Source organism: Desulfotruncus arcticus DSM 17038, from assembly GCF_900113335.1.
Taxonomy (GTDB): Bacteria; Bacillota; Desulfotomaculia; order Desulfotomaculales; family Desulfallaceae; genus Desulfotruncus; species Desulfotruncus arcticus.
In genome coordinates this window covers 46,205-73,188 of the sequence record NZ_FOOX01000005.1, presented here as the reverse complement: position 1 = coordinate 73,188, position 26,984 = coordinate 46,205, and the positions used below count along the sequence as shown (strand labels likewise).

The window sequence follows — 26,984 nt, the reverse complement described above, 5'->3', positions numbered from 1 at the left end:
TTTAGGGGGGGATTAAAATTAAAACAATAAATGTTGAAGAGATCTCAAATGCGACTGCAAAATTATGTATGGAGGCCAATTTTTTTCTTGGTAAGGATTTGATAGATGCTTTTAATGATGCTTATGAGAAGGAGCTTTCCCTAACGGGTAAAGAAATTATTGAACAATTAATCAAAAATGCTGAGATTGCCCGTACAGAAGAAGTGCCGATGTGTCAGGACACTGGTTTTGCTGTGGTGTTTGTTGAATTGGGACAGGAAGTTCATATATTAGGAGGCGCTTTGGAAGATGCTATCAATGAAGGGGTGCGGCGGGGTTATACTGAAGGTTATTTAAGGAAATCCATAGTTGGTCATCCTTTGGAACGCATTAACACGGGTGACAACACTCCATGTGTGTTGCACTTAAAGCTGGTTCCTGGTGATAAGTTAAAAATAACGGTAGCCCCAAAGGGGGGCGGTAGCGAAAACATGAGTGCCATTAAAATGCTAAAACCTGCTGAAGGGGTAGAAGGGGTTAAAAAATTCGTTTTGGATACAGTAAAAACGGCCGGTCCTAACCCTTGCCCACCGATTATTGTTGGCGTGGGTATTGGGGGCACATTTGAAAAATCTGCTATACTCGCTAAAGAAGCATTGTTAAGAAGTGTGGGTTCACCCAGTCCCAGACCTGAAATTGCATGTTTAGAAAAAGAATTGCTTGATGAAATCAATAAAACAGGAATCGGACCTCAGGGGCTCGGTGGTCGTTACACGGCACTTGCTGTTCATGTTGAAATCTACCCCGCCCACATAGCAAGCTTACCTGTTGCGGTAAATCTCAATTGCCATGCCGGCAGGCATAAAGAAATAATTTTATAAATTGCGGGAGGGGGGATTTACGTGATGACCAAAATTAAGCTTACAACACCTTTAACTGATGAAATGGTGGAGAAGCTCCGTATAGGGCAACGTGTGCTCTTAAACGGCGTTATTTATACCGGTAGGGACGCTGCTCATAAAAAGCTTATAGAATTATTGGATGCAGGCAAGGAATTGCCCATCGATGTAAAAGGTCAGGTCATATATTATGTTGGGCCTTCACCGGCCAAGCCCGGGCAAGTTATTGGTTCCGCCGGTCCCACCACCAGCGGCAGGATGGATGCTTACGCGCCAAGATTACTTGAAATTGGTTTGAAGGGAATGGTTGGCAAGGGAAAGCGTCTGCCTGAAGTTATCAAATCGATGAAACAAAATAAAGCTGTATATTTTACAGCTGTTGGAGGCGCCGCAGCATTAATAAGCAAGTGTATCAAAGAGTGTGAGGTTGTGGCTTATCCAGAACTGGGTCCGGAGGCAATTCACAGACTTGTTGTTGAGAATTTCCCTGTAATTGTGGTAAACGATACCTTGGGTGGAGATTTATATGAAGAAGGAAGTAAAATATATGCTACAACTTAAATAAACGGGAGGTGATAAAAGGAAAAAACACATTTCTAAGTAAGTATACTTGACCTTTGATTAATTGGACTTATAGAAATTATAAATGGCAAGAGGGGGAAATGCGGTGAAATTATTTGAGTATATGGGTAAAGAAATTTTTGCATCATACGGTATAAACGTACCTAAGGGGAAAATGGCTGAAACCTCCGAAGATGCAGCTAAAATAGCCAATGAAATAAACAGTGCTGTTGTGGTTAAGTCCCAGATCTTAGCCGGTAAAAGAGGAAAAGGCGGGGGTATCAAATTCGCGGATACATCTGAAGAAGCCGCCAAGGTTGCCGGTGAAATTCTTTCCATGACTGTTCAGGGACATAAAGTGGAAAAAGTGCTGGTAGAAGAAAAAATTAAAATTGATAAAGAGTTATACCTGGCAATTACTATTGACGGCGCGGCTAAAAAACCGGTGATTATCGCCTCGGCCCAAGGGGGCATGGATATTGAAGAGGTTGATGACGAGTATATAGCCAAGCAGCACGTAGATATATCATTAGGTGTACATCCATATCTTGGCCGGGAAATTTGCCGGCGTATCGGATTAACAGGTGCTGTCAGCAAAGAATTCAATCGTTTGTTAGGTTTACTTTATAAAATCTTTAGAGAAAAGGATGCTGAACTGGTTGAGATTAACCCGCTGGTTATCAGTGGTGATACACTAATCGCGGCCGACTCCAAAATGACCATTGATGATGATGCTTTATTCAGACAAAAGGGGATACCTTATGTTGAAGACCGCACATCAATTGAGAAAAAAGCCCATGATTTAGGACTGGCTTTCGTTGAGTTGGGGGGCAATATTGCAGTAATGGCAAATGGAGCCGGTATGTCCATGGGCAGCCTGGATACATTGGTTCATTACGGCGGAAAACCGGCTAACTTCCTGGATGCCGGAGGCGGTACGGGTATTGATGGTACCACTAAAGCCATTGAATTGTTATTAGAGACAAACCCCAGGGTCATATTTATTAATATTTTTGGTGGAATTACCAGGTGCGATGATGTTGCCAATGCCTTAATTACTGTTAAAAAGAATAAGGAGATTCCTGTTCCTGTGGTGATTAGATTGGTTGGCACCAACGAGGAAGAAGGAGTGAAAATTATCCAGGAAAACGGCATGGAAGCTTACAAGGTTATGCAGGAAGCTGCGGCCAAAGCTGTGGAAATAGCTAACGCCGGTTAAACCTTTCATTTTCCAGACAGAGAAAAAGGAGTGTTTTAATAGTGGCTATTATTATTAATGAGAATACAAATGTTATTGTTCAGGGCATGACCGGGAACCAGGGTAAGTTCCATACCAGGCAAATGCTGGCTTACGGCACTAAAATTGTTGGGGGTGTTTCACCTGGTAAAGGCGGGCAAGAGGTAGATGGAGTGCCCGTATTTGACACCGTTTATGCGGCCATGGAGCAAGAGCGGGTTGATGCCTCCGTATTATTTATACCGGCTCCTTTTGCCAAAGATGCTGCTTTTGAAGCAATAACTGCCGGAGTAAAAGTGCTTGTTGTTGTAACTGAACACATTCCTGTGCACGATGAGATGGATATCATAGAGCTGGCCCGTAAAAAAGGGACTACAGTGGTGGGACCAAATACGTTTGGCATTGTATCCTCGGGTAAATGTAAAATTGGTATTCCTCCGAACCAATTTTTTGTTCCAGGTTCCATTGGCGTAGTTGCCCGAAGTGGGACCTTAACCTATGAAATCGTTGGTAATTTAACCGCTAATGGTTTTGGACAAACCACTGTTGTTGGACTTGGTGGCGACAGAGTCGTCGGTTTATCTTTTGTGGATGTTCTGGAAAAATTTGAAAAAGACCCAGAAACTGAAGCAGTGGTTTTAGTAGGTGAGATTGGCGGAAACGCGGAAGAGGAAGCGTCCCTTTTTGTTAAAAAGATGAGCAAACCCGTAGTTGCTTACATTGCCGGTAAGAGCGCACCTCCTGGCAAACGTATGGGCCATGCCGGCGCGATTATCGAAAGAGGAAAGGGAACATTTAGTGCGAAAGTAGAAGCCCTGACGGCTGCGGGAGCAAGTGTTGCCACTCTGCCGTTTGAAGTTCCTGAGTTGCTTCGTGCTAAATTGAAGTAACGTAAAAGGATTGTGAGAGGAGGAGATAGCTTGTTTGACAAGGATTTATTGCAAAAATATAACGAGAAACTAGATAAACTTAAGTCTAAGCGTCCGGAACGCCATCCTCAGTTTGTCACCGATTCAGGAATTGAAGTTGATACTTTATATACTCCTGAAGATATTGAACGTTTAAGTTATGAAAATGACTTGGGTTACCCGGGAAGCTTCCCATATACCAGAGGTGTTCAGCCCAATATGTACAGGGGCAGATACTGGACCATGCGCCAGTATGCCGGTTTTGGCACGGCCGAGGAAACCAATAAAAGGTTCCGGTACTTGCTGGAACAGGGACAAACAGGATTAAGTGTGGCTTTTGACCTGCCTACCCAAATAGGTTATGATTCTGATCACCAGCTTTCCATGGGCGAAGTTGGCAAGGTTGGCGTGGCCATTGATTCTTTGCTGGATATGGAAACTTTATTCGACCAGATTCCTCTCGATAAAGTAAGCACTTCTATGACGATTAATTCCCCGGCTGCTATTTTACTGGCCATGTATATCGCCGTGGCGGAAAAACAGGGAGTCAAGGCGGGGCAGCTTAAAGGCACGATTCAAAATGACATATTGAAAGAGTATATCGCCAGGGGGACTTATATTTTCCCGCCGGATCACTCCATGCGCTTAATAACCGATATTTTTGAATACTGCGCCAAAGAAGTTCCCAGTTGGAACACCATCAGTATCAGCGGCTATCACATTAGGGAAGCCGGGTCTACTGCCGTTCAGGAGGTTGCCTTTACACTGGCGGACGGCGTTGCCTATGTGCAAGCCGCTATTAAAGCCGGCCTGGATGTTGATGCTTTTGCTCCCAGGCTTAGCTTTTTCTTTAACGCTCACCTCAATTTCTTTGAGGAAGTAGCCAAGTTCAGAGCTGCGCGCCGTCTATGGGCCAGGGTAATGAAGGAGCGCTTTGGGGCCAAGGAACCTAAATCGCTGATGCTGCGTTTCCACACCCAAACGGCTGGCTGCACCTTAACTGCCCAGCAGCCCGATGTAAATATCATGCGTGTGGCTTTCCAAGCATTAAGCGCTGTTTTAGGCGGAACACAGTCCCTGCATACCAATTCACGGGATGAAGCCCTGGCGCTGCCCAGTGAAAATTCAGTTTTGATTGCTCTTCGGACACAGCAAGTTATTGGTTACGAAATTGGTGTTGCAGATACCGTAGACCCGCTGGGAGGATCTTATTTTATAGAAAAACTTACAGATGAAATAGAAAAGAAAGCAATGGATTATATCAATAAGATTGATGATATTGGTGGTGCGCCTAAAGCCATTGATTTCATGCAAAAAGAGATTCAAAAGAGTGCTTACAGGTACCAGCAGGATATAGAGAGCGGCAATAAAGTAGTTATTGGAGTAAATAAATTCCAATTGGATACAGAAAAACCGAAAGATCTGCTGAAAGTAGATCCGGAAGTAGGCAAGCGCCAGGAGGCCAAGTTGGCCAAATTAAAATCCGAAAGGGATAACGAAAAAGTACAGAGCCTGTTAAATCAGATTAAGCAGGCAGCTCAAACCAGTGAAAATCTAATGCCTTACTTTATTGAAGCCGTAAAGAGTTATGCGACCCTGGGAGAAATCTGCGGCGTACTAAGAGAAGTCTACGGCGAATACCAGCAGCAAATCGTTTTTTAGTCGAGGAGGAATGCTTGGATGAGTGGAAAACCAATCAGGGTGCTGGTTGCAAAACCGGGACTGGACGGACATGACAGGGGGGCCAAAGTTATTGCTCAGGCTCTGCGTGATGCCGGTATGGAAGTTATCTATACCGGTTTGCGACAGACTCCGGACCAGATAGTAGGGGCGGCGTTGCAGGAAGACGTCGACGTAGTTGCATTAAGCTGCTTGTCCGGGGCCCACATGCACTTATTTCCTGCTGTAGTTAAGGGACTTAGGCAACAAAATGCAGGTGATATTTTGGTGTTGGGTGGTGGAATTATACCGGAAGAAGATATTCCGGATTTGAAAGAAAAGGGAATCGCTGAAATTTTTACGCCCGGTACCAGCACGGTAAGCGTTGTTAATTACATCAAGGGAAAAATAGCTCAATAATAAGTAACCATGAGGTTGTAAGTAAATAAAACATATTATATAAATATATGGAAATAATGGTTTTTAGTTTTATTTGGGGAGGTGTACCACATGATCAGAAAAATTGACCACATAGGGATTGCGGTTAAAGATTTGGCTGCGACCAAAGAATTTTATGAAAAAGTTTTGGGACTTTCAGTTACTGAGGAAGAAGTGGTGGAAGATCAAAAAGTAAAAGTAGCCTTTATCCCGACTGGAGACAGTGAAGTGGAGTTGCTGGAAAGCACAACTCCGGACGGGCCCATTGCCAAATATATTGAGAAGAATGGTGAGGGAATTCAACATATAGCTTTTAAAGTAGACAACCTTGAAGAAAAACTTGCTCAACTGAAAGCCGCCGGCGTAAGGCTTATTGATGAAAAACCCAGACGCGGGGCCGGTGGCGCTAAGATTGCATTTTTACACCCCAAAGCCACTTATGGTACTTTAGTGGAATTATGCGAACGTGATTAGGGAGGTTTTGCGTTTTGAGTATGCAGGAAAAGCTTGAGCAATTAAATGCGCTGCGGGCTAAAGTACAGGCCGGTGGCGGCGAAAAGCGAATTGAAAAACAACATGCCGCTGGAAAGAAAACTGCCCGTGAGCGGATCGATTATCTTTTTGACTCAGGTACCTTCAGAGAGATTGATGTATTTGCCGGAGACCCGGATAAAAATCCGGGCGAGGGAGTTATTACCGGGTATGGAATGGTTGAAGGAAGAAAAGTATTTATTTACGCTCAAGACTTTACGGTAACCGGTGGGTCACTTGGTAAAATACATGCTCAAAAAATTTGCAAGGTATTGGACCTGGCCATGCGAACAGGCGCACCGGTAATCGGCTTAAATGATTCCGGAGGTGCGCGGATTCAGGAAGGCGTAGATGCCTTAAATGGTTATGGTGAGATCTTTTTCAGGAATACCGTTGCATCAGGGGTGATTCCACAGCTTTCAGTAATAATGGGACCGTGTGCCGGCGGTGCTGTTTATTCCCCTGCATTAATGGACTTCATCTTTATGGTCAAGGAAACCAGTCAGATGTTTATCACCGGGCCACAGGTAATAACGGCTGTGACCGGTGAAAAAGTTTCAATGGAACAACTGGGCGGGGCGATGACTCATAACCAGACCAGCGGCGTTTCTCACTTTGCCGCTGATAATGAAGAGCACTGTCTGGATTTGGTAAAAAAATTGCTTGGCTTTTTACCCTCCAGCAATTTGGAAAAGTCCCCGGTTTGTGAACCCAAAGAACCTGCAGTAGGCAGAGAAGAACTAATTAATATCGTTCCCGCTCAGCCGATACTGCCCTATGATGTTAAAAAGGTTATAGCTGCAGTCATAGATAGTGGTGAGTTTTTAGAGGTTCTACCGTATTACGCCAAAAACGCCGTGATTGGCTTTGCCAGAATTGACGGGCAACCAGTCGGCATCATCGCCAACCAGCCGGATCACCTGGCTGGCTGCCTGGACATTAACGCTTCTGATAAAATCAGCCGGTTTATCAGATTCTGTGATGCCTTCAATATTCCGTTAGTAACATTTATGGACGTACCTGGTTTTCTGCCGGGAACAGCTCAGGAATTTGGCGGCATTATCAGGCACGGTGCCAAAATGCTTTACGCCTATTCCGAGGCAACTGTCCCCAAAATTACAATAATATTGCGTAAGGCTTATGGTGGAGCTTACCTGGCCATGTGCAGCAGTTCATTGCGGGCTGATATGGTATATGCCTGGCCAACTGCGGAAATAGCTGTTATGGGCCCTGAAGGAGCTGTTAACATAATAAACCGCAATGAAATTGCCAATGCGGAAAACCAGGCCCAAGAAAGAGCACGCCTAGTGCAGGAATACCGTGATAAGTTTGCCAATCCTTACATTGCCAGTTCCAGGGGTTTTGTGGACGATGTTATTGATCCCAGGGACACCAGGAATAAGATCATTGACGCACTAAAAATACTGGACACCAAAGAGGAAGAAAGACCTTATAAAAAGCATGGCAACTTGCCTGTTTAGTTAGGAGTCAGAGGGTCAGTAGTAAGTAGCCAGAATGAGAGATTGGCCAAGGGATTCTGTATTACGACTACTGAATTCTGGTTACGAATAGTAACAATTCCAAATTAAAACATTTACAGGAAAAGAAAAGGAAATGGGGCATACCTCCATTGGAGGGATGTCCTAAACAAATGGAGGCATGATTCAATGAAGAGAAACAAGATAACCGTGGTAGGTTCGGGAAACGTGGGCGCTACCTGCGCACACTGGGCTGCAGTGAAAGAACTCGGTGATATTGTATTGATTGACGTAGTGGAAGGAGTGCCCCAGGGTAAAGGCCTTGACCTGCAGGAAGCGGCTCCTATTGAAGGTTATGATATTAACATTATCGGCACTAATAATTACGAGGATACAGCCGGATCAGACGTAATTATCATTACTGCCGGTATTGCCCGTAAACCGGGTATGAGCAGGGACGATCTGGTTAACACCAATGTTAAAATAGTTAAATCGGTTGCTGAGCAGGCTGCCAAGTATTCGCCAAATGCATTTATTGTTGTGGTGACGAATCCACTTGATGTCATGGTTTACGCAGCGTATAAAGCAAGCGGCTTCCCGGCCAACAGGGTTATAGGTATGGCGGGAGTGCTGGATTCTGCAAGGTTCCGCACCTTCCTGGCGCAAGAGTTAGGGGTTTCATATAAGGATGTAAGTGCTTTCGTATTAGGTGGTCATGGCGACGACATGGTACCTTTGGTGCGTTACAGCTATGCTGGCGGAATACCTATTGAAAAACTCATTCCCCAGGATAGAATTGAGGCCATTGTTGATAGAACCAGAAAAGGCGGCGCTGAGATTGTTAATTATCTTAAAACCGGAAGTGCTTTTTATGCGCCTGGTGCTTCGGTAATTGAAATGGTTGAAGCCATTCTTAAAGATAAAAAACGTATTCTGCCGGTTGCTGCCTACCTGCAGGGTGAGTATGGCGCAAAAGACATGTATTTAGGGGTTCCGGCTATTATTGGCGGTAATGGAGTAGAAAAGATTATAGAAGTCGATTTAACAGAGACAGAAAAAGAGGCTTTACAAAAATCAATAGAGTCCGTAAAAAATGTGATGGCTTTTGTAGATTAAGTAAGAGCTTAATAAAATAAATTCATTCTGGAGGGGTAAATAATGACTGAGCCTAAAAAGGTTTTGATTTGTGATACTACAATGCGGGATGGCCATCAATCTTTGTTGGCCACCCGTATGCGCACAGAGCATATGCTTCCTATTGCTGAAAAGGTTGAACAGGTTGGATTTCATTCAGTGGAGATTTGGGGTGGAGCAACTTTTGATACCTGCATGCGTTTCTGCAATGAGGATCCCTGGGAAAGACTACGCACAGTACGGAAATACTTCAAAAATAGTAAACTGCAAATGTTACTGCGCGGTCAGAATGTTGTTGGGTATAAGCACTATGCTGACGATGTTTTAGAGGAATTCGTTAAACGAACAGTTGATAATGGACTGGATATCTTCCGTATTTTTGACGCGCTGAACGATGTTAGAAATATGGAAAAAGCTATTGAGTATGTTAAGCGGGAAGGGGCACACGCCCAAGGGACTGTTGTTTATACAATAAGCCCGGTTCATGACTATGATTTTTATATGCGCATGGGCAAAGAATTGAAGGAATTGGGTGTTGATTCACTTTGTCTTAAAGACATGGCAGGAATACTGGCACCCACGCCTGCCTATGAAATTATTAAGGGTTGGAAAGAAAACCTGGGACTTATGGTGCAATTACACTGCCATTACACCAGCGGCATGGCCTCCATGACCTATTTGAAGGCGGTAGAGGCCGGCGTAGACGTGTTGGATTGCGCTGTATCTTCAATGGCTTTACAGAGTTCCCAGCCTGCCACTGAAAGCATGGTTGCTGCTCTTAAAGATACTCCGTATGACACTGGTTTAGATCTTGAATTGCTAACCGAGATTTCAAAGTACTTTAAAGAAGTACGTGCAGATTATGCTGATTTTGATAACGCCAGCTGCAGTCCGGATACTAACGTATTGACCTACCAAATTCCAGGCGGCATGATTTCCAACTTTATTTCCCAGTTAAAAGAGCAAAATGCCCTGCATAAGCTACCGGAAGTATTAGCTGAAGTACCCAGGGTCAGGGAGGATTTCGGGTATCCCCCGCTGGTTACTCCATCCAGCCAGATTGTCGGTTCTCAAGCCGCTTTAAACGTGGTTCTTGGACAGCGGTATATGATAGCGACTGACGAAGTTAAGAATTACATGCGCGGGTATTATGGGCGTCCTCCGGCACCAGTTAACGAAGAAATCAGAAAGAAGATTATCGGCAATGAACAACCAATTGACTGCCGTCCGGCTGATTTAATCGAACCTGAACTTCCCAAAGCCCGGGAAGAGTGCGAACCATACAAGCGCCAGGAAGAAGATGTTGTTTCAATGGCAATATTCCCGCAGGTTGCCAAAGCATTTTTCGAAGCTCGCAACGGTAAGGAATAATAGAATAATAATAGAAGGGTATTTTAAGATATGGGTGCAGGCAGCTGCTTGCACCCATATCCTTTTAAAATTTAACTTCCGATAATAGATATTATGTAAACTCCGACCTTTTTTGGGAGGAGGGAGGCGGGCCGCCCTTGACATCAGAGCGCGAGTTTACCGGACTGTTTTGCTGTTCAGGATTATGATCTCACTAACAGTCAGGATAATTATTACCCGGCGGCTCTGATGTCAAGAGTCTCCAGCTGACGCCTGCGCTAAACAGCCCTGGTTTATTGTACTGTCAGCACCAGAACCTTACTTTGCCATATGGCTCTGTTTAGGTTGTGCAAGCCTGGTGGCTGTTGTCTGGCAGGTATTGCATAATACTTGCTCGTATATTATCGTTAAATTGTAGCCGACTTATGCAGATTATTGTTCAATAACCTAGTCGAGGGTTTCTCGGTGGCTGAGCCAGAGATCAAGGCGTCCTTGTTTTTTCTAAAGGATCAAAAGCAAAATGTAATCATTAATAATTAGACAATTGGAGGGGGATACTTCTTGGTGGATTATGATCCGTTAGAGTACCCATATGGATCAAGAAGAATGGTCATGTACGCCCGCAATGGTATGGTGGCCACATCGCAACCCCTGGCGGCCGGAGCAGGGCTGGAGGTTCTGCGACGGGGTGGTAACGCCATTGATGCCGCCGTTGCCGCCGCGGCCTGCCTGACGGTTGTTGAGCCGACCTCGAACGGGATAGGGAGCGATGCCTTTGCCCTGGTCTGGACGGGTGGAAGGCTGTACGGATTGAACTCGAGCGGCCCAGCGCCTCAGGGGATTTCCATTGAGACACTCCGGGCTGCCGGGCACGACGAGATGCCGCGGTACGGGCTGGCTCCCGTAAATGTGCCGGGTGCACCTGGGGCCTGGGTGGCGCTGTCGGAGCGATTTGGTAGGGTTAAGCTTAGCGATGCCCTTGAGCCGGCGGCGGAGTATGCGGAGAAGGGCTACCCCCTCTCGCCGGTGCTGGCCACCGCCTGGAGCCAGGCGTTTCAGTATTATCGCACCGTCCTCAAGGGGGATGAGTTTGAGGGCTGGTTTTACACCTTCGCCCCGGGCGGCAATCCCCCGCAGGTGGGAGAGCTGTGGCGCTCGCCGGGCCATGCCAGAACCCTCCGGCTAATCGGTGAGACGAATGGTGCCGCCTTCTACCAAGGCGAACTCGCGGACCGCATCGATGCCTTTTCACGTAAGCATGGCGGATACATCCGGAAGGCGGACCTCGAGGCCTACAGGCCGGACTGGGTAGAGCCCATTTCAGTGAATTACCGCGGCTACGACGTCTGGGAGATCCCGCCCAACGGGCAGGGTCTGGTGGCCCTCATCGCCCTCAATATCCTAAAAGGCTTTGAGTTTACTGCCAAGGAGGCCCTCGACACCTACCACAAGCAGATTGAGGCCCTGAAGCTCGCCTTTGCTGATGGCAAGAAATACATTACCGACCCCCGCCATATGAGCGTTGCCGTGGCGGACTTGCTCTCTGAAGATTATGCAGCCAAGCGGCGCCTGCTAATCGGTGAGCGTGCCCTTGAGCCCGAGCCGGGCACACCGCCGAGAGGCGGCACCGTCTACCTGGCCACCGCTGATGGCGAGGGCAACATGGTGTCCTTCATCCAAAGCAACTACATGGGTTTTGGTTCCGGTATCGTCATTCCGGAAACGGGGATCAGCCTCCAGAATCGCGGGCACAACTTTTCCCTGGACCCTGAACACGATAACAGGTTGGAACCGGGAAAACGTACATATCACACCATCATCCCCGGTTTTCTGACGCGCGGGGAACGGGCCATTGGGCCCTTCGGTGTCATGGGCGGGTTCATGCAGCCTCAGGGCCACGTCCAAGTCATTATGAACACGGTGGATTTCGGGTTGAACCCACAGGCTGCCCTTGATGCGCCCCGCTGGCTGTGGGACCAGGGGAAGACCGTTTCCTTAGAACACAGCCTACCCCCGCACATCGCCCAGGGGCTTGCGCGACGGGGCCACAATATCCAGTGGGCCCTGGATTCCGGTGGTTTTGGCCGCGGCCAGATCATCTGGCGGCAGGAGAACGGTGTGCTTGCCGGCGGCACCGAACCTCGAACTGACGGTGCTATTGCCGCCTGGTAGAAGCTCATCGCTCCTGCTTCACTAAGGGACCATCCCTCAACCAGCCAGATTGTTTTTAGACGAAAATAAAACCCAAGTAAACCTTTGGGTTTTATTTTGCTTTTTTTAAAGTACTTTTTAGTATTAATACTTGTTTATGGTTTTATGATTTCCTCCAAAGCCTTTTGGAATCTGCTATATGGATTAGCCCCCGTTATACGAATTTTATCTGCTATTATAAAGGTTGGTATAGCTGTGACATTATTTTTTACAGCTGCGGTACGGTTCTGTTCAACTACTTCAGCATAAGTATGGTTGTTTAAATCTTCTTCTAATTTTGCTTTATCCAGACCTATTTCCTGGGCTAAATTTAAAAGTACCATTATATTTCCTATATCCTGTCCTTCAGTAAAATAAGCTTTAAATGTACGGTCATGAAATTCAGTAAATTTATTATAGGCACGTGCAAATTCACTGGCTTCCAGGGCCAACCTGGTATTGGGCAGAAAATCATTGCGCTTGAAGCTAACGCCGTATGAATTACCATTTGCATTTAAATTACGGTTCATTAAATCAAGGTCAATTTCAGGCAACAATTCTGCGATCTTGACCCCACTTGCGGGTGTTTCAGGATGCAGCTCAAAACCTATCCATTTTTCCACGATAGTGTAATCAGACTTTAACTTTTCGACAATACCTTTGCCGATAAAGCAAAAGGGTCAGGCATAATCGGAAAATATTGTTATGTTAACTGGTTTCATCTTAGTGGCCCCTTTTTTAATATATTTTCTTTTATTGATATAAATATTCCTATCACAACCATATGATAGTTATGTAAACTAGATTTATGTAAACATACATTTTCATGGAGAAACATTAACTGTAAAATTATTGTTCCCCCATGAAAATGTTCAGTTATTTTCCTTTTTTTACTGGGAAAATCCCACCTTGGATTCTTTTGGCGTCGGATACATTAAAAAAGGCCTCAGGGCACGTATTATTTATAATATTAAGCGCCTTTTTAAGGTCTTTTCTTTTAATTAGCACAAAGAGAATCATTCTTTCCCCATCTCTTCCACAGCCAGTGACACAGGTAACTCCAAAACCTTCATTTCGAAACAGTTCAGTAAAATGGTTAACTAGATTTAGTGGTGGAAAGATTTGAATTGACAGGTAACCCATGGCAAGTCTTTCTTCAATAAGGCTTCCAATATAATTACCTGTGGCGAATCCCCCGGCATACGCAATTATTTTGCCCGGATCATTAAGACCACCCTTTAAAACCTCATTTAGAGCCAGTACAAATACAGAAACCTCAAAAAAGCCGATAATGGCCGCAGATAACCTGCGATCCCGCATCAACATCAAAATCCGCAAGACATCCAGGGACATGTCAATGACTCTTGCGAAAAAGATAAATAAATAGCCATATACTATTGGCAACCAGACTTCCACATTAACCCTCCATTAATTCTGATATGGTTAGTGTAATTTTAAATTGTTGAATTGGAAAATTTAGATTTATGATTATTTGTTTCAATAATGTCGTAATAACACTGTAATAATAAATTAGCACAGTTTTTTGATGAAATCTTTTCTGCATTTATTTTAGCATTTTTACTCAGTATTTGTCTTAATTCTTCATCGGTTAAAATTTTTATAACTTTTTCAATAAACTTATCCGTGTCTAAATCAGTGAGAAAACCATCAATATCATTTTCCACCATTTCCGAGATACCAAAAGCCTTCACGGCAACTACCGGCAGCCCTGCTGCCTTGGCTTCACCTACAACTAAGCCCTGAGTTTCTGTAACTGATGCAAATACAAATAAATGTGCACTGTTATAGGCTTTAACCATCTCTTCTTTGGTTAATGTTCCAGTAAAAATCACTTTATCCTTTAATCCTAATTTTTCACATTGGTTAGATAGTACTTCCTTTTCCGGGCCGTTCCCAACAATAACTAATCTTGTGTTAGGAAAATGATCATAAATGTGTTTATAGCTGTTAATTAAGAATGAGAAGTTTTTTTCCTTACCAAGTCTACCTACGCTTATCAGTAGTTTACAGGACGGGTCAATATTAAATTTTTGAAAAAGCCAATCTTTTTGAGTGATCATAAATTCACTGACATTAATGCCTGTTGGAACTGGTTTGATTTTAGTTTTTACACCCCAATGAATAAGTCTTTCACCAACAACCGCTGTCGGCACAATTATGAGATCACAGTTATTACAAAAATCCGCACAAAATTTTTTAGTAATCTCTCTGGTAATATTTTGACCAATAGGGATGTAATGGACGTACTGATCATACAGGGTATGAAAAGTGAAAACCAGTGGAACATTAAGTTTTCTTGCATACTTTGCTCCCAAACGGCCAAGTAAAAACGGTGAGTGTACATGAATAATATCCAGGTCTAATTTTTTTAGGGTCGGACGAAGCCGAATTGAAAAAGGCACAGCCAATGCATATTCATGATTTGTTGGCGCCGGTATTGATGAAAACCTAAAAACACCATATTCTTTTTGACAGTTTTGGTAGTCGGGCGCAAAGATATATGTTTTGTGACCTTGAGCTCGGTATTCTTCAGTAAAAGTTTCGATTGAACGTACTACACCACTGGTGTATGGCCGATAACTATCGGTAAATATTCCGATTTTCAGGCCCAACGAATCTCACCATCCCTTTAGAGGTAGCCTTATATGATATTATAATCCTCTTATATAATCAGGTCTGAGCGGGATCTTTTCCGGTTCAGTAATAGCCTTGTCTAATATTCTTAAAATGGTAGCCTTGTCCCGGTTTAAAACACCGCGCAGCGGTAGATAATTAGAGGCATGATTGGTTCTAAAAACACTGTTCGTTGCATTGATGTTTTCTATTAATAACTGCAGTTCTTTTAATATTCCCCTGGAATCGGGTATTACAAACGTACCTTGCTGTACTTTTTTATATAAAGGAGTATTTGGCACAACCATTAGTGTTAGAGCCCCTATATATGTTGGGTCAATGTTGGTCAACACTTTGCCTGTTTCGCAAGCATGCTCCTGCCATAACTCGGTTCCGCCAAGGCCGTTAATAACCGTAACAGATAGTTCAAAGCCGGCCTGAAGCGCTTTTCTTCCAGCCTCTATCATTTGCTGTGAAGTAACTCCTTTACATACAGCATTTAAAATTTGGTCACTACCGCTTTCAACCCCCAAATACAAAAGTTTTATACCGGAGGAGCGAATTTCTTTTAGCTCATCAAAGGATTTTCCTAAAATATCTTTGGGGCCGGCGTACATGCTTATTCTATCTAAGCCCGGAAACATTCCAGAGAGGTAACTGGCGGTATCTTGAATAAGCTCCGTTGGTGCTGCAAGCGCATCTCCGTCTGCCAAAAAGATGCGGTTGATATCCTTTAGTTGCTCTACACAGGTGTCAATATCATTTTTTATTTCTTCCCAGGATTTAATGCGAAACTTTTTATCCCTGTACATCCCGCAAAAGGTGCATGCGTTGTGACGGCACCCCAGGGAGAGTTGCAGAATTAAACTAAACGCTTCGCTTGGTGGTCTAAACACAGGCGGCTCAAGGTGCATGTCCAAAACCTCCGTTAAGTAAAAAACTAGCAATCGATAGTTAATGTTTTTTGTATTTATATGCTTGCTTATAATATTTATTAACTCAAATATTAATGTCTGGGGTTTTTTTGTACTTTTTGGATGGCAGCTGTTATTGCTGCAATTACTTGTGCTTTGCCCCCGATCTGGTCGTAAATTGCTTTCGTATATATACGACCATGATCTGTCACCACGTACTTGGCAGGTAGGTTGTTTAGCGCTAACGCCATTATATCGTTGCGGCACCTCTCACATTTGCAAGTATCAGAGTATTTTAAACTGTAGCTATTAAGAACTTCATCTATAAGCTCCTTAACGGCTAATTCCGGATAATTAACAATCATTTTTTCTTTACCTCCTCAATCAAGGCCGCAAGATGGCATAAATATAGGCTAATCGCCCAAACATATACCTAATTGCCTTGCAACCTTAACCAATTCTCCGTTGATCGGAACATTATGAAGCTCGCCAATTGCTTCTCCTAATGGTACATCTTCAATGTTTTGCCCTTTCAAACATACCATCCGCCCAAATTTTCCTTCAGCCAGTAGGTTGACTGCGCCGGTTCCGTAGCGAGTAGCCAGGATTCGGTCAAAGGCTGTTGGAGATCCGCCCCTCTGCAGATGTCCCAAAACAGTAACCCTGGTCTCTTTTCCGGTAAGAGATTCTACTTGTTGAGCAACAACATTGCCTACGCCGCCCAGTCGTACGGGGTCAAAGCTATCTTCAACACGCTTATTTACAACCATTTCGCCCCCTATAGACTTAGCGCCTTCAGCAACCACGATGATACTAAACTTTTTCTTTTCCTGGCTCCGAGCATTAATTTTTTCAGCTACTATATCAATATTATAGGGTATCTCTGGAACTAGAATAACATCCGCTCCGCCTGCAAGTCCGGAGGCCAACGCAATCCATCCTGCATAACGTCCCATAACTTCCAGTACCATAACGCGGTGGTGCGATTCCGCTGTGGTATGTAATTTGTCAATAGCTTCAGTTGCGGTGGTCAGCGCGGTATCAAATCCAAAAGTTTGGTCTGTTGCCGACAAGTCATTGTCAATAGTTTTAGGAACGCCTACAACTTTCAAACCCTTGTCATAAAGTTCCTTGCCTATGGCAAGGCTGCCGTCTCCTCCAATTACTATTACTGCTTCGATTCCATGAATGCTAACGTTTTCAAAAATTCTATCTGAAACGTCAACAAAGACTTTTTCGTTACCTCTAACTACCGGGTAATGAAAGGGGTTGTCTCTGTTAGTTGTTCCGAGAATTGTCCCACCTCTGGGCAAAATACCAACTACATTGTTTTCTGTAAGTTCCCTGACCTGGTTTTTGATTAAACCTCCAAAGCCGTTTTCAAAACCCAAAACTGTCATGCCATATTCTCGAATGGCTGTTTTTACGACAGCTCTGATTACAGCGTTCAGTCCGGGGGCATCGCCCCCGCCAGTTAAAACTCCAATTCTTCTTACTGCCGTTTTATTCATTGAAGTTCACTTCTTTCTGTAATAAATTGTTCGATTTTTATGTTAACTTCTTGATGCCTTTCCAGCATCATCATGTGTCCAGCATTATCAATTATATCAACTTTTGAATTTTGGATCTTCTCGGCCAGGTATAAACTATATTTTGCCGGAGTCAATTTGTCTTCTGAGGCCCCAAGGATAAGACAGGGGCTCTTTAACAAATGCAAACGGTCCATTATATCAAAATTATCGCAGGCCTGAAAATCTTTGTAATAAACTTGCGCATCCGTTGCTTCCATTTCTTGTTTTGCTATTTCTAACGTTTTTTGAGATGCTCCGTTGCCGTATGCAAAGTCAATCATCTGGGGAAACTTTTTTCCTGAAGCAAAGGTTTGCAGCATAGCAGGGGCAACCCGTAACCTTGCTCCTGTACCGATGAGTATGATCCCTTGTAAATCTTCAGCATAGTTAAGAGCAAAATCCATAGTTATGGCCCCGCCCATAGAGTGGCCTGCCAGATAAAATCCGGTGCCAAGTACATGTCTACAGAAATTATAAACAAAATCTGTGTATTCTTCCAGTTTATCAGTAGCGGCTCCACCAGATTTACCATGTCCTGGCAAATCCAGAGCCAGGGCTAAATACCTGTCACCTAGTCCCTCCACCTGATAAAACCAATGCTTATGGCTGCCTCCCGCACCGTGAACAAAAACTATCGCACATTCTGGATCCTTTTTTGGCAGTTTAACAGAATAATGATAAACGGCACCATCAATAACCACATTTGGCAAGGTAATCCCTCCTGCTTAAAAAAAACTACCGGTTTACTACCGGTAGTAAGGTTGACTTTAGAACTGGGTAACCGGTTTGCTAGTGTTATTGTGTAATGTGTAATTATTATGTTCAATCACTAGCAGTGTTACAATGAAATTATACAAAACTATAAATCAAGCAAAGACAAAGGAACAATATATTTGGTTTAATGATGAGAATCACATGACTGCTTTGGTGTTTCATTCCCTTCGTATTTCTTCCACGTTTTGGCAAAAGCAGCACTAACAGCCAGCATGCCAACGGTAGTAACAATACCAAAAACTATGGCTTGCCACCAGGTTTCAAAAAACATTAAACTCATCTCCTTTCCCTTTCCCTTTCCCTTTCCCTTTCCCTTTTCCTTATAAAAATTATCTATTTATTGTTTTACAGATTCAGACATGGCTCCCAAAGTTTCTTTTAGCTTGCTTATTGCTTCGCCATAGCCTGCCCAATCTCCGTTCTTTAATCTATCCTGGGCGTGGTTATATAAGTCATTGGCCTGGCTTATCAATTCTTGTATTGTATTTGTTTGATTATCGGTATTGGGCTCTGTTGCAATTGGTTCTTGTTCTGTCTTAATAGCTGTGCCAAAAATTCTATTAAGGGCCAAATCAAGCGTAGGTTCCATTACTATTTTATCTCCATGAGCTACTATAACCCGCCGCAATTCAGGCATTTTACTTTGTTCTGCTTGCAAGTATAGTGGTTCTACGTAAAGCAAAGAATCTTTAATTGGTATAACTAACAGATTTCCCCTAATAACTGATGACCCTCTTTGATTCCATAAGGTTAGCTGCTGAGAAATTGTTGTATCCTGATCAATTCGGGCTTCGATTTGCATCGGTCCGTAGACCAGCTGTTGTTTAGGAAACTCATACACCAATACATCTCCGTAGTTGGGGGCATCTGATCTGGCAGCCATCCAGGCAATCATATTGGTTTTATTTTTAGGTGTAAAAGGTAAAATTAAAACGTACTCCGGCTTTGTATCGTCGGGCAGCCTGGTAATGGTGTAATAGGGCTCCATACTTTCTTCCTGATCAATAACCTTTTCAGTAGGAAGATTCCACTTATCTTCCTGGTTATAAAACATTTCAGTGTCTGTCATGTGATAAACAGCATATTTTGTTGCCTGAATGTTAAACAAATCAACCGGATACCTGATATGTTTTTTTAAGTCATCCGGCATTTGTTCAATGGGTTTAAAAACGCCGGGAAAAATTTTCTCATATGTTTTAATTACCGGGTCTGTTTCATCGCTAATGTAAAAGTCAACTTGCCCGGTGTAAGCGTTTATAATTATTTTAACAGAATTGCGAATGTAATTGCCACGATTACTGAAGGGCTCTGAATATGGGAACATATCTGAAGTTGTATAAGCATCCCACATCCAGTGGAGGTTTCCGGCATCATCCAAAACGATGTAGGGGTCGCTATCAAAGCTAAGGAACGGCGCTAATTTGGGAACTCTTTCTTTGATGTTGCGGTTAAATAGTATTTGACTTGAATTCTGCAGGTCACTGGCGAGCAATATTTTGTAATCGGCAAAAGCCAGGGCAAAAATTGCTCTTCTTAATAATCCTCCGGTTTCTACCCCATAGTTGCCTTGATACATGGAATATGCATTTTCATTCCCACCAACCGGATAATCAAATTCCTTTGTTTTTGTATTAACGATAACGTAATTGTCTGTTAATTCACCAAAATATATTTCAGGCCGATCTACCTTTTGATTAATACTACTGGCCGGGGGGATGTTTTTGATAAAGAAATTGGGCAGTCCTTCACTGGTCATTTCATTTACTGGATTCATGGCAATGCCATAGCCGTGAGTATACTTTAAACGCATGTTGATCCAAGTCTGAGTCTGTTCCGACAATTGTTTCTGGTCGAGCTCCCTGGCAGCCAACATTACCTGCCGATATTGATTGTCAATTGTATAGCGGTCGATATCAATATTTTTTAAAGCATAATATGTTCTCATTTCTTGTAATTGCCCGTATGTTTGGGATAGTGGCCTCCAGTCCCAAAGTCTGATATTGTTAATGCTCTCCTGATTGTTTTCAATATCCTGACTGGATAAAACATTTCCTGCAGGGAACGGTTTGGTTGTAACTCTATCCAATCCGTATGCTAATCTTGTATACTTAATTGCATTGGCAATATAAGGTGATTCCCTGTTTAGTTCGTTGGGTTTAACCAATAAGTTCTGGATAAGTGCCGGGTAAACTCCGCCAAGTATTATTGATACTAAAAATAAAACACCTATACTGTAAATAACTAATTTAAATTTGCGCATAAACAAATTGATTAAAATAATAATAGCAACAGCAATAGCAATAAAAAACAATACTTTATAGGCAACTAACCTGGCGTGTATGTCGGTATAACCTGGTCCAAAAACAACGCCTGTGTTTGAATATAAAAGCATATACTGTTCCAAACGGAATCCCCAGGCGCGGGCAAGGAAAAACAAAACTGCCAGGAAAGAAAAATGGACCCGGGCCCCGATAGAATTAAATAACTTACTGAGGCCGTTTCTACCGGTTTCAGAGATAAAATAAACTAAGCCAATACAGAGTGCGGCTAAAACTATGAACCAGGTTATTAATCTGTAAATAAACTGGTAAAAAGGCAGTTTAAAAACATACTCGCTAATGTCTTTATTAAAAATGGGATCGTTTAAACCAAAAGGTGTTCCGTTGATAAACTTTTGAATTATCACCCATTCGCCGGTTACAGCAGTGCTGATAAAAAGGCCGAGTACTGCGCTTACAACCAGATAGGTAACTGTTAACAGCCTTGGGGTTAAGTATTTATTAACCGGCGTTTGATACAAGTTAATAACGTCTTCGCTCTCAAAATATTGTCGTGAAGAAATAGCTTGTAAAACATACTTTTTGGTAAACAATAAATTTATAAAAATAAACAGAAAGGCGCTTAATCCGACTAAAACTCTTAGACCTATTTCAGATAATAAGATTGTTTTAAAAATGATTGCATAACCCAGTGAACCAAACCACAGCCAGTCAAGGTAAAGATTGGCAAACCATCTTGCCATTAATAAAAATATAACCAATACCGATATTATTACAATGGTTAACCACTTCATCCCTTTCTGCACAGGAAACCTCCTTTAAAATATAACCTCATTTTTACATAGGTTTGGGGGCCTTTTTCGAATCGTCAGCCTCATGTCTGATTTTGGCCTCGCATAACTGGCAAAAAGACGGGGTTTTCTTGGGGATATCTTCATCTTCGAGGTAAGGATTTTTATTACTTTCCGCAACCTGATCAGGGTCAAATAATCTACCACACATAATACATTTTTTTTCTGCCATTTTACCTACCTCCGGAATTAATGTTTAGTTAGTTGACACTCTAATTTGAAATATTCTTCGCCGAACAAGGGTATTCCTGCAAATGAAATATGGTACTTTTGTCACAGTGATCAAAAATATTTTTTTAGCCCTTCTGCAATTGATTCGGGCAATGCAACTGTCCACGGGTCATCGTGCAATACTTGCATGTGAGTAATGTCACTGCCAACAAGAGGGAATATTGTAAACCTGCCTATAATTCTTGCGTGGATACTATAACCGGTATCTTCAGCTCCTGCGAAATAAATTGCTGCATTAAAGGATACGATGTTAATACTATGATAGTAGTTGATTATGTTTTTTAAACCTGCTGCAAAGCCGGCTAAGTCTGTTTCAGTAAGTTCATTAATAGTTTGCTTGCCCGGCAAGATTCCTATAACCTCTCCTACATGTCGCGGTGCAAATGCGCTTACCCAATGGACTCCTCCTGTTTGCCCCAGGTATCTATCGCCATTATTTTTTTCGGCAGTTATCAGGTCCGACCAATAATTACCGTGCTCAGTTTGATAATATTTAGCGGAAGAATCTAATAATTGCTTATCAAAGGTGCATGGCTCGGCTCCCGCCAAAACTTGCAAGTGCGGGTGAACCAAAGATCCTCCTGAATAAGGCATATAGTTCCAGTTAATTGATGAGTAGGCTGCTCCTGCGGGGTCATAGGATAAGGCTTTTTGCAGGTAGATCAGGCTGGCCTGCATACTATCTACCATTAACTTAACGTCTATTTCTTCCATGGGTATATAGTGGCGAGAAGACATAACTACCACTGAAGCGTATTTTTCATATGGGTTTAAATTTGGAATGGCAACAGCGTCACCTACTTTTATACGCCCTTCGGGGGCAAAATCCGGAGTGAACTTGGGGGTTACAGTTTCTAATACGTCAGGACAAAAAGGACAAAACCTTTTTTTTGATTCCTCGACAAACGGAGTCCAGTCGTGACGGTGCAAAATTAAATTTCTAAACGGAAATATCCTGGATATTTTACCTGTTAAGGGGTCCCAGCGGATTTCAGTTTCAACTGTTTGGGGTTCAAATTTTTTCCTTGGATCTAAATAGGAAGATTTATTGACAACCTTTTTAAATTCAATCGACATAGCAATTACCTCCTGCCTGTCCATTTGGTTTTTATAAAACGGAATCTGCTTGGATTCCGTTTATTTGGGGACAGCTAAATCGACGAGCTTTTTAACTAACGCTTCAAAGGAAATTCCGGCGGCTTTTGCTGCATCAGGAAACAGACTGGTCTCAGTCATGCCGGGGATGGTATTGACCTCTAATGCATATGCTTTTCCAGACGCATCAACCATGAAGTCCACCCTGGCTAACCCCCTACACCCCACAGCTTGATAAGTCCTAATTGCCAGCGTTTTTATCTTTTCTTGTAATTCATTATTAATTCTAGGGGGGATAATGTGGTCGCTTAAACCTACTGTATACTTGGCTTTATAATCATATATCCCTGTGGCTGATACAATTTCAATAAGTGGAAGTGCTTGTGGGCTTTCGTTACCAAGTACGGATGCAGTAATTTCGATTCCGTCGATCATTTTTTCCACCAAGACATTATCATCATATTTAAATGCATCTTCAAAAGCGTTGCTTATTTGTTCTTTTGTGTTGACAAAAGATATGCCTATTGTTGACCCCTGAGTTGCCGCTTTAACGACCACTGGCAGACCAAGTTTTTCAATTTGGGAGGCAATCGAACCGGGGTTGTTGGTATATTCCCACCGTGAAACTGCAAAATAGCCGGGAGTTGGAATCCCTTCATAAGCCATAACTTTTTTAGTCGCAATTTTATTAATGGCCGTTGCACTGGCTAAAACATCAGAACCGGTATAAGGTATACCTAAAATTTCCAAAAGACCCTGGATAGTACCGTCTTCTCCGTATTTTCCGTGTAAAGCCACAAAGGCTAATTCAATGTTATTTATTTTTAAGTTCTCTGCAATGTTTTTATCTACGTCAATTTTAACAGCATTATATTTATTCTTTAAAAGAGCTTTATAAATAGCCTCGCCTGTTTTTAATGAAACTTCTCTTTCTGCAGAAAGACCACCACATAAAACGCCTATTTTGGGGCCCATTTAGCCACCTCCCAAAAATAATAAGCTATCTATAGTTAAATATATTCGTTTAGGTTCCCAAAAATCCTTTATGGACCACATATTTCCCTTGACTGAGTTAAAATATTAATTTATAATATCTTTGCTGTGCTAATTATAATTATATTATAGGGGAGTAGCTCAATTGGTAGAGCGTCGGTCTCCAAAACCGAATGCTGCGGGTTCAAGTCCTGTCTCCCCTGCCAGAGAGAAACAAGAAGCGTTGCAAGTCATTGCAACGCTTCTTGCTTCTTGTATTTTAGGAAAGCATCCCAAATGATTTTAATATAACACTAGATGTGGTAAAATTTTTCAAGAGGCGTAAATTACCTCTGCAGAAGCCGAAGAAGCGATTAGATCAGGATGGAAAGAGAACCAAAATGAAGGGATGTGAGATACGTGACCAATGAGGAGTTTCAAGGCTTGGTTTTAAAGCAACTTCAAGCGCTTACAGAAGGGCAAAAGAATTTAGTTGAAGAACAACGGAATTTAGCTGAAGGACAAAAAGATTTAGTTGAAGGGCAAAGGAATTTAGCTGAAGGACAAGCCCGTATTGAGTCTCGTATGGATAAAATTGAGTCCCGTATGGATAAGTTGGAATCAAAAGTCGATCAGCTGGAAATACGTATTGAGGATGAAGTTATTAATAAAATCAGAGTCTTATTTGATGCAAACCGGCTTCAAGATGATAGGTACAACCAGGTTATGTTGAAACTATCCGACATGGACGATAAATTGGATTATGTACTGCTTAAAGTTGTCAAACATGATGTGCAACTGCTGGCCCAAAAGAAATTAGCACGCTAAAAAAGCTAAACTAGTTAAAAACTGGGCTTAAAAAGCCCAGTTTTAAGGTTATATTATGGTGGGCCATGAAGGAATCGAACCTTCAACCTGACGATTAAGAGTCGCCTGCTCTGCCAATTGAGCTAATGGCCCTTTTCTGGCTGGGGCGGTTGGATTTGAACCAACGAATGGCGGAGTCAGAGTCCGGTGCCTTACCGCTTGGCTACGCCCCAATTGTGAAAGCAAACCTGTTTTTGATGCAATAAAAATTCTAACATAAAAAAACTTAATATGCAAGTTGTAATATTTTTATTATTAACCAAAATTAATATAGAGTCAAGGGCTGGACATATATCCAGCCCTTGATGATTATTTTCCTTCAGCTTCAGCTTCCGCCTTAGCTTTTTTAATTATATCCTCGGCAAGCTTGGCGGGAACTTCTTCATAGCTATAAAACTCCATTTTGAACTGGCCGCGGCCCTGAGTCATAGACTTTAGGTCATTGGCGTATTTGAACATTTCAGATTGGGGAACATGGGCCTTGATAACCGTTCCATCTTCAACCTGATCGGTACCAAGAACACGTCCGCGTTTGGTGTTAAAGTCGCTGATTATATCGCCCATAAACTCGTCGGGAACTGTTACTTCCACGTAGTTAATGGGCTCTAGCAGAGCAGGCTTGGCATTAGGTACTGCCTTTTTAAATGCCAGTGATGCAGCTATTTTAAATGCCATTTCCGAAGAGTCAACATTGTGATAAGATCCGTCATAAAGCGTGGCTTTTAAGCCAACAGTGGGATAGCCGGCGAGGACACCTTCCAGTAGGGATTCTCTTAAACCTTTTTCTACAGCCGGGAAATAGTTGCGCGGCACAGCACCGCCAAACACTTCCTCATGAAATTCAAAATCTCCTTCAGCCAGTGGCTCAAAACGAATCCAAACGTGCCCGTACTGCCCGCGACCGCCGGATTGTTTCTTATGCTTACCTTCCACTTCCACTTTGGAGCGTATTGTCTCGCGATAGGGAACCTTGGGTTCTTCCACGGTTACATCTACACCGTAACGGCGTTTAAGATTGCTAATGGCGATGTTAACGTGAGCTTCCCCAATTCCAGTTAAAATGGTTTGCTTGGTTACGACATTCTTGTCAACTTTTAGAGAAGGATCTTCTTCCAAAAGCTTATTTACTGCATCTCCTAATTTGTCTTCGTCGTTTTTACTCTTAGGCGCAATAGCCAGTGTATAGTTGGGTACCGGGAAATCGATACCATCAAGTTTTTCCTTTTTATCCTTATCGCAAAGTGTGTCGCCGGAAGCTGTATCTGTTAGTTTTACAACTACAGCCAAATCTCCACATGGCACTGCCGGGGTTTGCTCGGAATTCTTGCCGCGCACATAAAGTATCTGGCCGATTTTTTCATTCTTTTCTTTGATAATGTTATATACTTGTGAGTCTGCCTTTAAGGTGCCCCGGAATACACGGATGAAATTCATTCTGCCCACATAGGGGTCAGCTAGGGTTTTAAATACCAAGGCGGCTAATGGCCCTTCTTCACATTTAGGTGCGGGTAAGTATTGGGCTAAAAATATCATTAGGTCATTTATGGCCATATTTTTGGTTGCAGAACCACAAAGGACAGGAACGACTTTGGCGTCGGCAATACTTTTTTGTAAGCCGTTGACAATCTCTTCCGGTGTCAATTCTTCCCCTTCCAGGTATTTCATGGTCAGGTCATCGTCGCCCTCGGCGGCTGCTTCAATTAGCTTTTCCCGGTACTCTTCCAGCTGGTCCTGCAGGTTATCAGGGATTGCTACTTCTTTAGCTTTGCCATCACCGTCATACTCATAAGCTTTTTGAGTAAGAACATCAACTGTTCCCTTAAATTCAAGGCCATCACCAATGGGGAAATTAATTGGTGTAAAAATGGCACCAAATTTAGCGTTTAAATCATCCATTAATTTGCTGAAGCTTGCATTTTCCCGATCCATTTTATTGATAAAAGCAACCTTGGGCATATTGGCCTTCTGGGCGGATTTCCAAATTAATTCATGCTGTACTTGTACCCCGTCAACTGCTGAAAGAACAAACATGGCGGTATCGGCTACTCGAAGTGCCCCCCTGACCTCGCCAATAAAGTCGGAAAAGCCCGGGGTATCCATTAAATTTAATTTAGTGTTATTTATTTCAATGGGGATCAAACTGGTGTGAACGGTGGATTGACGCTGTGCTTCCTCAGGATGGTAATCAGCAACGGTTGTCCCGTCTTCAACCCGGCCAATTCTATTTATAACCCCAGTATTAAAAAGCATAGTTTCAACCAGAGATGTTTTTCCCACGCCACCATGGCCAACAATGCAAATATTACGCAGCTGTTCGGTACTATAATTCTTCAAGATACTTGCCTCCTTTTGTAAATAATGGTTTCCCTCCAACCCTTTTTCTATACTTTATCTGCTGCAAAAAATTCCTTAAATTGGTTTTAGACACAAAA

Annotated in this window: 25 protein-coding genes and 3 tRNA genes; 13 read left to right on the top strand and 15 right to left on the bottom strand. The window is 42.9% G+C overall.

Annotated elements, in window-relative coordinates:
• Positions 1–17: 17 nt before the first annotated feature.
• The 11 genes from BM056_RS08375 to BM056_RS08325 all read left to right on the top strand — a co-directional run bounded on the left by BM056_RS08375 (position 18) and on the right by BM056_RS08325 (position 12,346).
• Entirely contained in the window at positions 18–860 is an 843-nt protein-coding gene (locus BM056_RS08375; RefSeq protein WP_174549947.1) for a fumarate hydratase, read from the top strand.
• Positions 861–884: 24 nt separating this feature from the next.
• Positions 885–1,439 (top strand): Fe-S-containing hydro-lyase, encoded by a 555-nt coding sequence (locus BM056_RS08370; protein ID WP_092470632.1) that lies wholly within the window; start codon positions 885–887, stop codon positions 1,437–1,439.
• A gap of 106 nt (positions 1,440–1,545) precedes the next feature.
• Positions 1,546–2,658 carry an ADP-forming succinate--CoA ligase subunit beta gene (gene sucC, locus BM056_RS08365; protein ID WP_092470630.1) on the top strand — a complete coding sequence of 371 codons (1,113 nt, stop codon included), beginning with the start codon at positions 1,546–1,548 and terminating at the stop codon, positions 2,656–2,658.
• A gap of 41 nt (positions 2,659–2,699) precedes the next feature.
• Positions 2,700–3,566, top strand: a complete 867-nt coding sequence (gene sucD / locus BM056_RS08360; RefSeq protein WP_092470628.1) for a succinate--CoA ligase subunit alpha — start codon at positions 2,700–2,702, stop codon at positions 3,564–3,566.
• Positions 3,567–3,596: 30 nt separating this feature from the next.
• On the top strand, positions 3,597–5,246 hold the full coding sequence (locus BM056_RS08355; protein WP_092470626.1) for an acyl-CoA mutase large subunit family protein: 1,650 nt from the start codon (positions 3,597–3,599) through the stop codon (positions 5,244–5,246).
• A gap of 18 nt (positions 5,247–5,264) precedes the next feature.
• On the top strand, positions 5,265–5,663 hold the full coding sequence (locus BM056_RS08350; protein ID WP_092470624.1) for a cobalamin B12-binding domain-containing protein: 399 nt from the start codon (positions 5,265–5,267) through the stop codon (positions 5,661–5,663).
• Between the two features lie 90 nt (positions 5,664–5,753).
• The gene (mce, locus tag BM056_RS08345; protein WP_092470622.1) at positions 5,754–6,155 is read left to right on the top strand and encodes a methylmalonyl-CoA epimerase; all 402 of its coding nucleotides are present in this window, start codon (positions 5,754–5,756) and stop codon (positions 6,153–6,155) included.
• Between the two features lie 14 nt (positions 6,156–6,169).
• A complete protein-coding gene (locus BM056_RS08340) occupies positions 6,170–7,693 on the top strand; it encodes an acyl-CoA carboxylase subunit beta (protein WP_337833494.1) in 1,524 nt (507 codons plus the stop codon).
• Positions 7,694–7,879: 186 nt separating this feature from the next.
• Positions 7,880–8,806 (top strand): malate dehydrogenase, encoded by a 927-nt coding sequence (gene mdh, locus BM056_RS08335; protein ID WP_092470621.1) that lies wholly within the window; start codon positions 7,880–7,882, stop codon positions 8,804–8,806.
• A gap of 42 nt (positions 8,807–8,848) precedes the next feature.
• Positions 8,849–10,195, top strand: a complete 1,347-nt coding sequence (locus tag BM056_RS08330) for a pyruvate/oxaloacetate carboxyltransferase (protein ID WP_092470619.1) — start codon at positions 8,849–8,851, stop codon at positions 10,193–10,195.
• A 543-nt stretch (positions 10,196–10,738) separates the two neighbouring features.
• The gene (locus BM056_RS08325) at positions 10,739–12,346 is read left to right on the top strand and encodes a gamma-glutamyltransferase family protein (RefSeq protein ID WP_274377534.1); all 1,608 of its coding nucleotides are present in this window, start codon (positions 10,739–10,741) and stop codon (positions 12,344–12,346) included.
• A 134-nt stretch (positions 12,347–12,480) separates the two neighbouring features.
• Here BM056_RS08325 and BM056_RS08320 read toward each other — a convergent pair whose 3' ends face one another.
• From BM056_RS08320 to BM056_RS08270, 12 genes are all read right to left on the bottom strand, one after another.
• The gene (locus tag BM056_RS08320; RefSeq protein ID WP_092470615.1) at positions 12,481–13,032 is read right to left on the bottom strand and encodes a DsbA family oxidoreductase; all 552 of its coding nucleotides are present in this window, start codon (positions 13,030–13,032) and stop codon (positions 12,481–12,483) included.
• Between the two features lie 208 nt (positions 13,033–13,240).
• On the bottom strand, positions 13,241–13,780 hold the full coding sequence (locus BM056_RS08315) for a DUF2179 domain-containing protein (protein ID WP_092470613.1): 540 nt from the start codon (positions 13,778–13,780) through the stop codon (positions 13,241–13,243).
• A gap of 38 nt (positions 13,781–13,818) precedes the next feature.
• Positions 13,819–14,997 (bottom strand): glycosyltransferase family 4 protein, encoded by a 1,179-nt coding sequence (locus BM056_RS08310; protein ID WP_238456366.1) that lies wholly within the window; start codon positions 14,995–14,997, stop codon positions 13,819–13,821.
• Positions 14,998–15,036: 39 nt separating this feature from the next.
• Positions 15,037–15,912 (bottom strand): radical SAM protein, encoded by an 876-nt coding sequence (locus BM056_RS08305; RefSeq protein WP_092470611.1) that lies wholly within the window; start codon positions 15,910–15,912, stop codon positions 15,037–15,039.
• Positions 15,913–16,004: 92 nt separating this feature from the next.
• Positions 16,005–16,277 carry a late competence development ComFB family protein gene (locus tag BM056_RS08300; protein WP_092470609.1) on the bottom strand — a complete coding sequence of 91 codons (273 nt, stop codon included), beginning with the start codon at positions 16,275–16,277 and terminating at the stop codon, positions 16,005–16,007.
• A 48-nt stretch (positions 16,278–16,325) separates the two neighbouring features.
• Entirely contained in the window at positions 16,326–17,423 is a 1,098-nt protein-coding gene (locus tag BM056_RS08295) for a 6-phosphofructokinase (RefSeq protein WP_092470607.1), read from the bottom strand.
• On the bottom strand, positions 17,420–18,184 hold the full coding sequence (locus tag BM056_RS08290; protein ID WP_238456383.1) for an alpha/beta fold hydrolase: 765 nt from the start codon (positions 18,182–18,184) through the stop codon (positions 17,420–17,422). The genes BM056_RS08295 and BM056_RS08290 overlap by 4 nt, the downstream gene beginning before the upstream one ends.
• Positions 18,185–18,381: 197 nt before the next feature.
• Positions 18,382–18,528, bottom strand: coding sequence for a hypothetical protein (locus BM056_RS26140; protein WP_165613438.1), 147 nt, complete (start codon positions 18,526–18,528; stop codon positions 18,382–18,384).
• A gap of 66 nt (positions 18,529–18,594) precedes the next feature.
• Complete coding sequence (locus BM056_RS08285) at positions 18,595–21,330, bottom strand: UPF0182 family membrane protein (protein WP_092470987.1); 2,736 nt, start codon at positions 21,328–21,330, stop codon at positions 18,595–18,597.
• A 43-nt stretch (positions 21,331–21,373) separates the two neighbouring features.
• The gene (locus BM056_RS08280) at positions 21,374–21,559 is read right to left on the bottom strand and encodes a hypothetical protein (RefSeq protein WP_092470603.1); all 186 of its coding nucleotides are present in this window, start codon (positions 21,557–21,559) and stop codon (positions 21,374–21,376) included.
• A gap of 110 nt (positions 21,560–21,669) precedes the next feature.
• The gene (locus BM056_RS08275; protein ID WP_092470601.1) at positions 21,670–22,695 is read right to left on the bottom strand and encodes a hypothetical protein; all 1,026 of its coding nucleotides are present in this window, start codon (positions 22,693–22,695) and stop codon (positions 21,670–21,672) included.
• 60 nt (positions 22,696–22,755) lie between these two features.
• Complete coding sequence (locus BM056_RS08270; RefSeq protein WP_092470599.1) at positions 22,756–23,688, bottom strand: D-alanine--D-alanine ligase; 933 nt, start codon at positions 23,686–23,688, stop codon at positions 22,756–22,758.
• A gap of 148 nt (positions 23,689–23,836) precedes the next feature.
• Between BM056_RS08270 and BM056_RS08265 the strand changes: the two genes are divergently transcribed.
• Both BM056_RS08265 and BM056_RS08260 read left to right on the top strand, forming a co-directional pair.
• Positions 23,837–23,912, top strand: a tRNA-Trp gene (locus BM056_RS08265).
• A 193-nt stretch (positions 23,913–24,105) separates the two neighbouring features.
• Positions 24,106–24,513: a hypothetical protein gene (locus tag BM056_RS08260; protein WP_131820743.1), complete on the top strand. Its 408-nt coding sequence runs from the start codon at positions 24,106–24,108 to the stop codon at positions 24,511–24,513.
• A gap of 56 nt (positions 24,514–24,569) precedes the next feature.
• Here the strand turns inward: BM056_RS08260 and BM056_RS08255 are convergent.
• The 3 genes from BM056_RS08255 to fusA all read right to left on the bottom strand — a co-directional run bounded on the left by BM056_RS08255 (position 24,570) and on the right by fusA (position 26,886).
• Positions 24,570–24,645: transfer RNA gene (locus BM056_RS08255), tRNA-Lys, on the bottom strand.
• Positions 24,646–24,650: 5 nt separating this feature from the next.
• Positions 24,651–24,725: transfer RNA gene (locus tag BM056_RS08250), tRNA-Gln, on the bottom strand.
• Between the two features lie 136 nt (positions 24,726–24,861).
• Positions 24,862–26,886, bottom strand: coding sequence for an elongation factor G (gene fusA / locus BM056_RS08245; protein ID WP_092470595.1), 2,025 nt, complete (start codon positions 26,884–26,886; stop codon positions 24,862–24,864).
• Positions 26,887–26,984 lie beyond the last annotated feature (98 nt).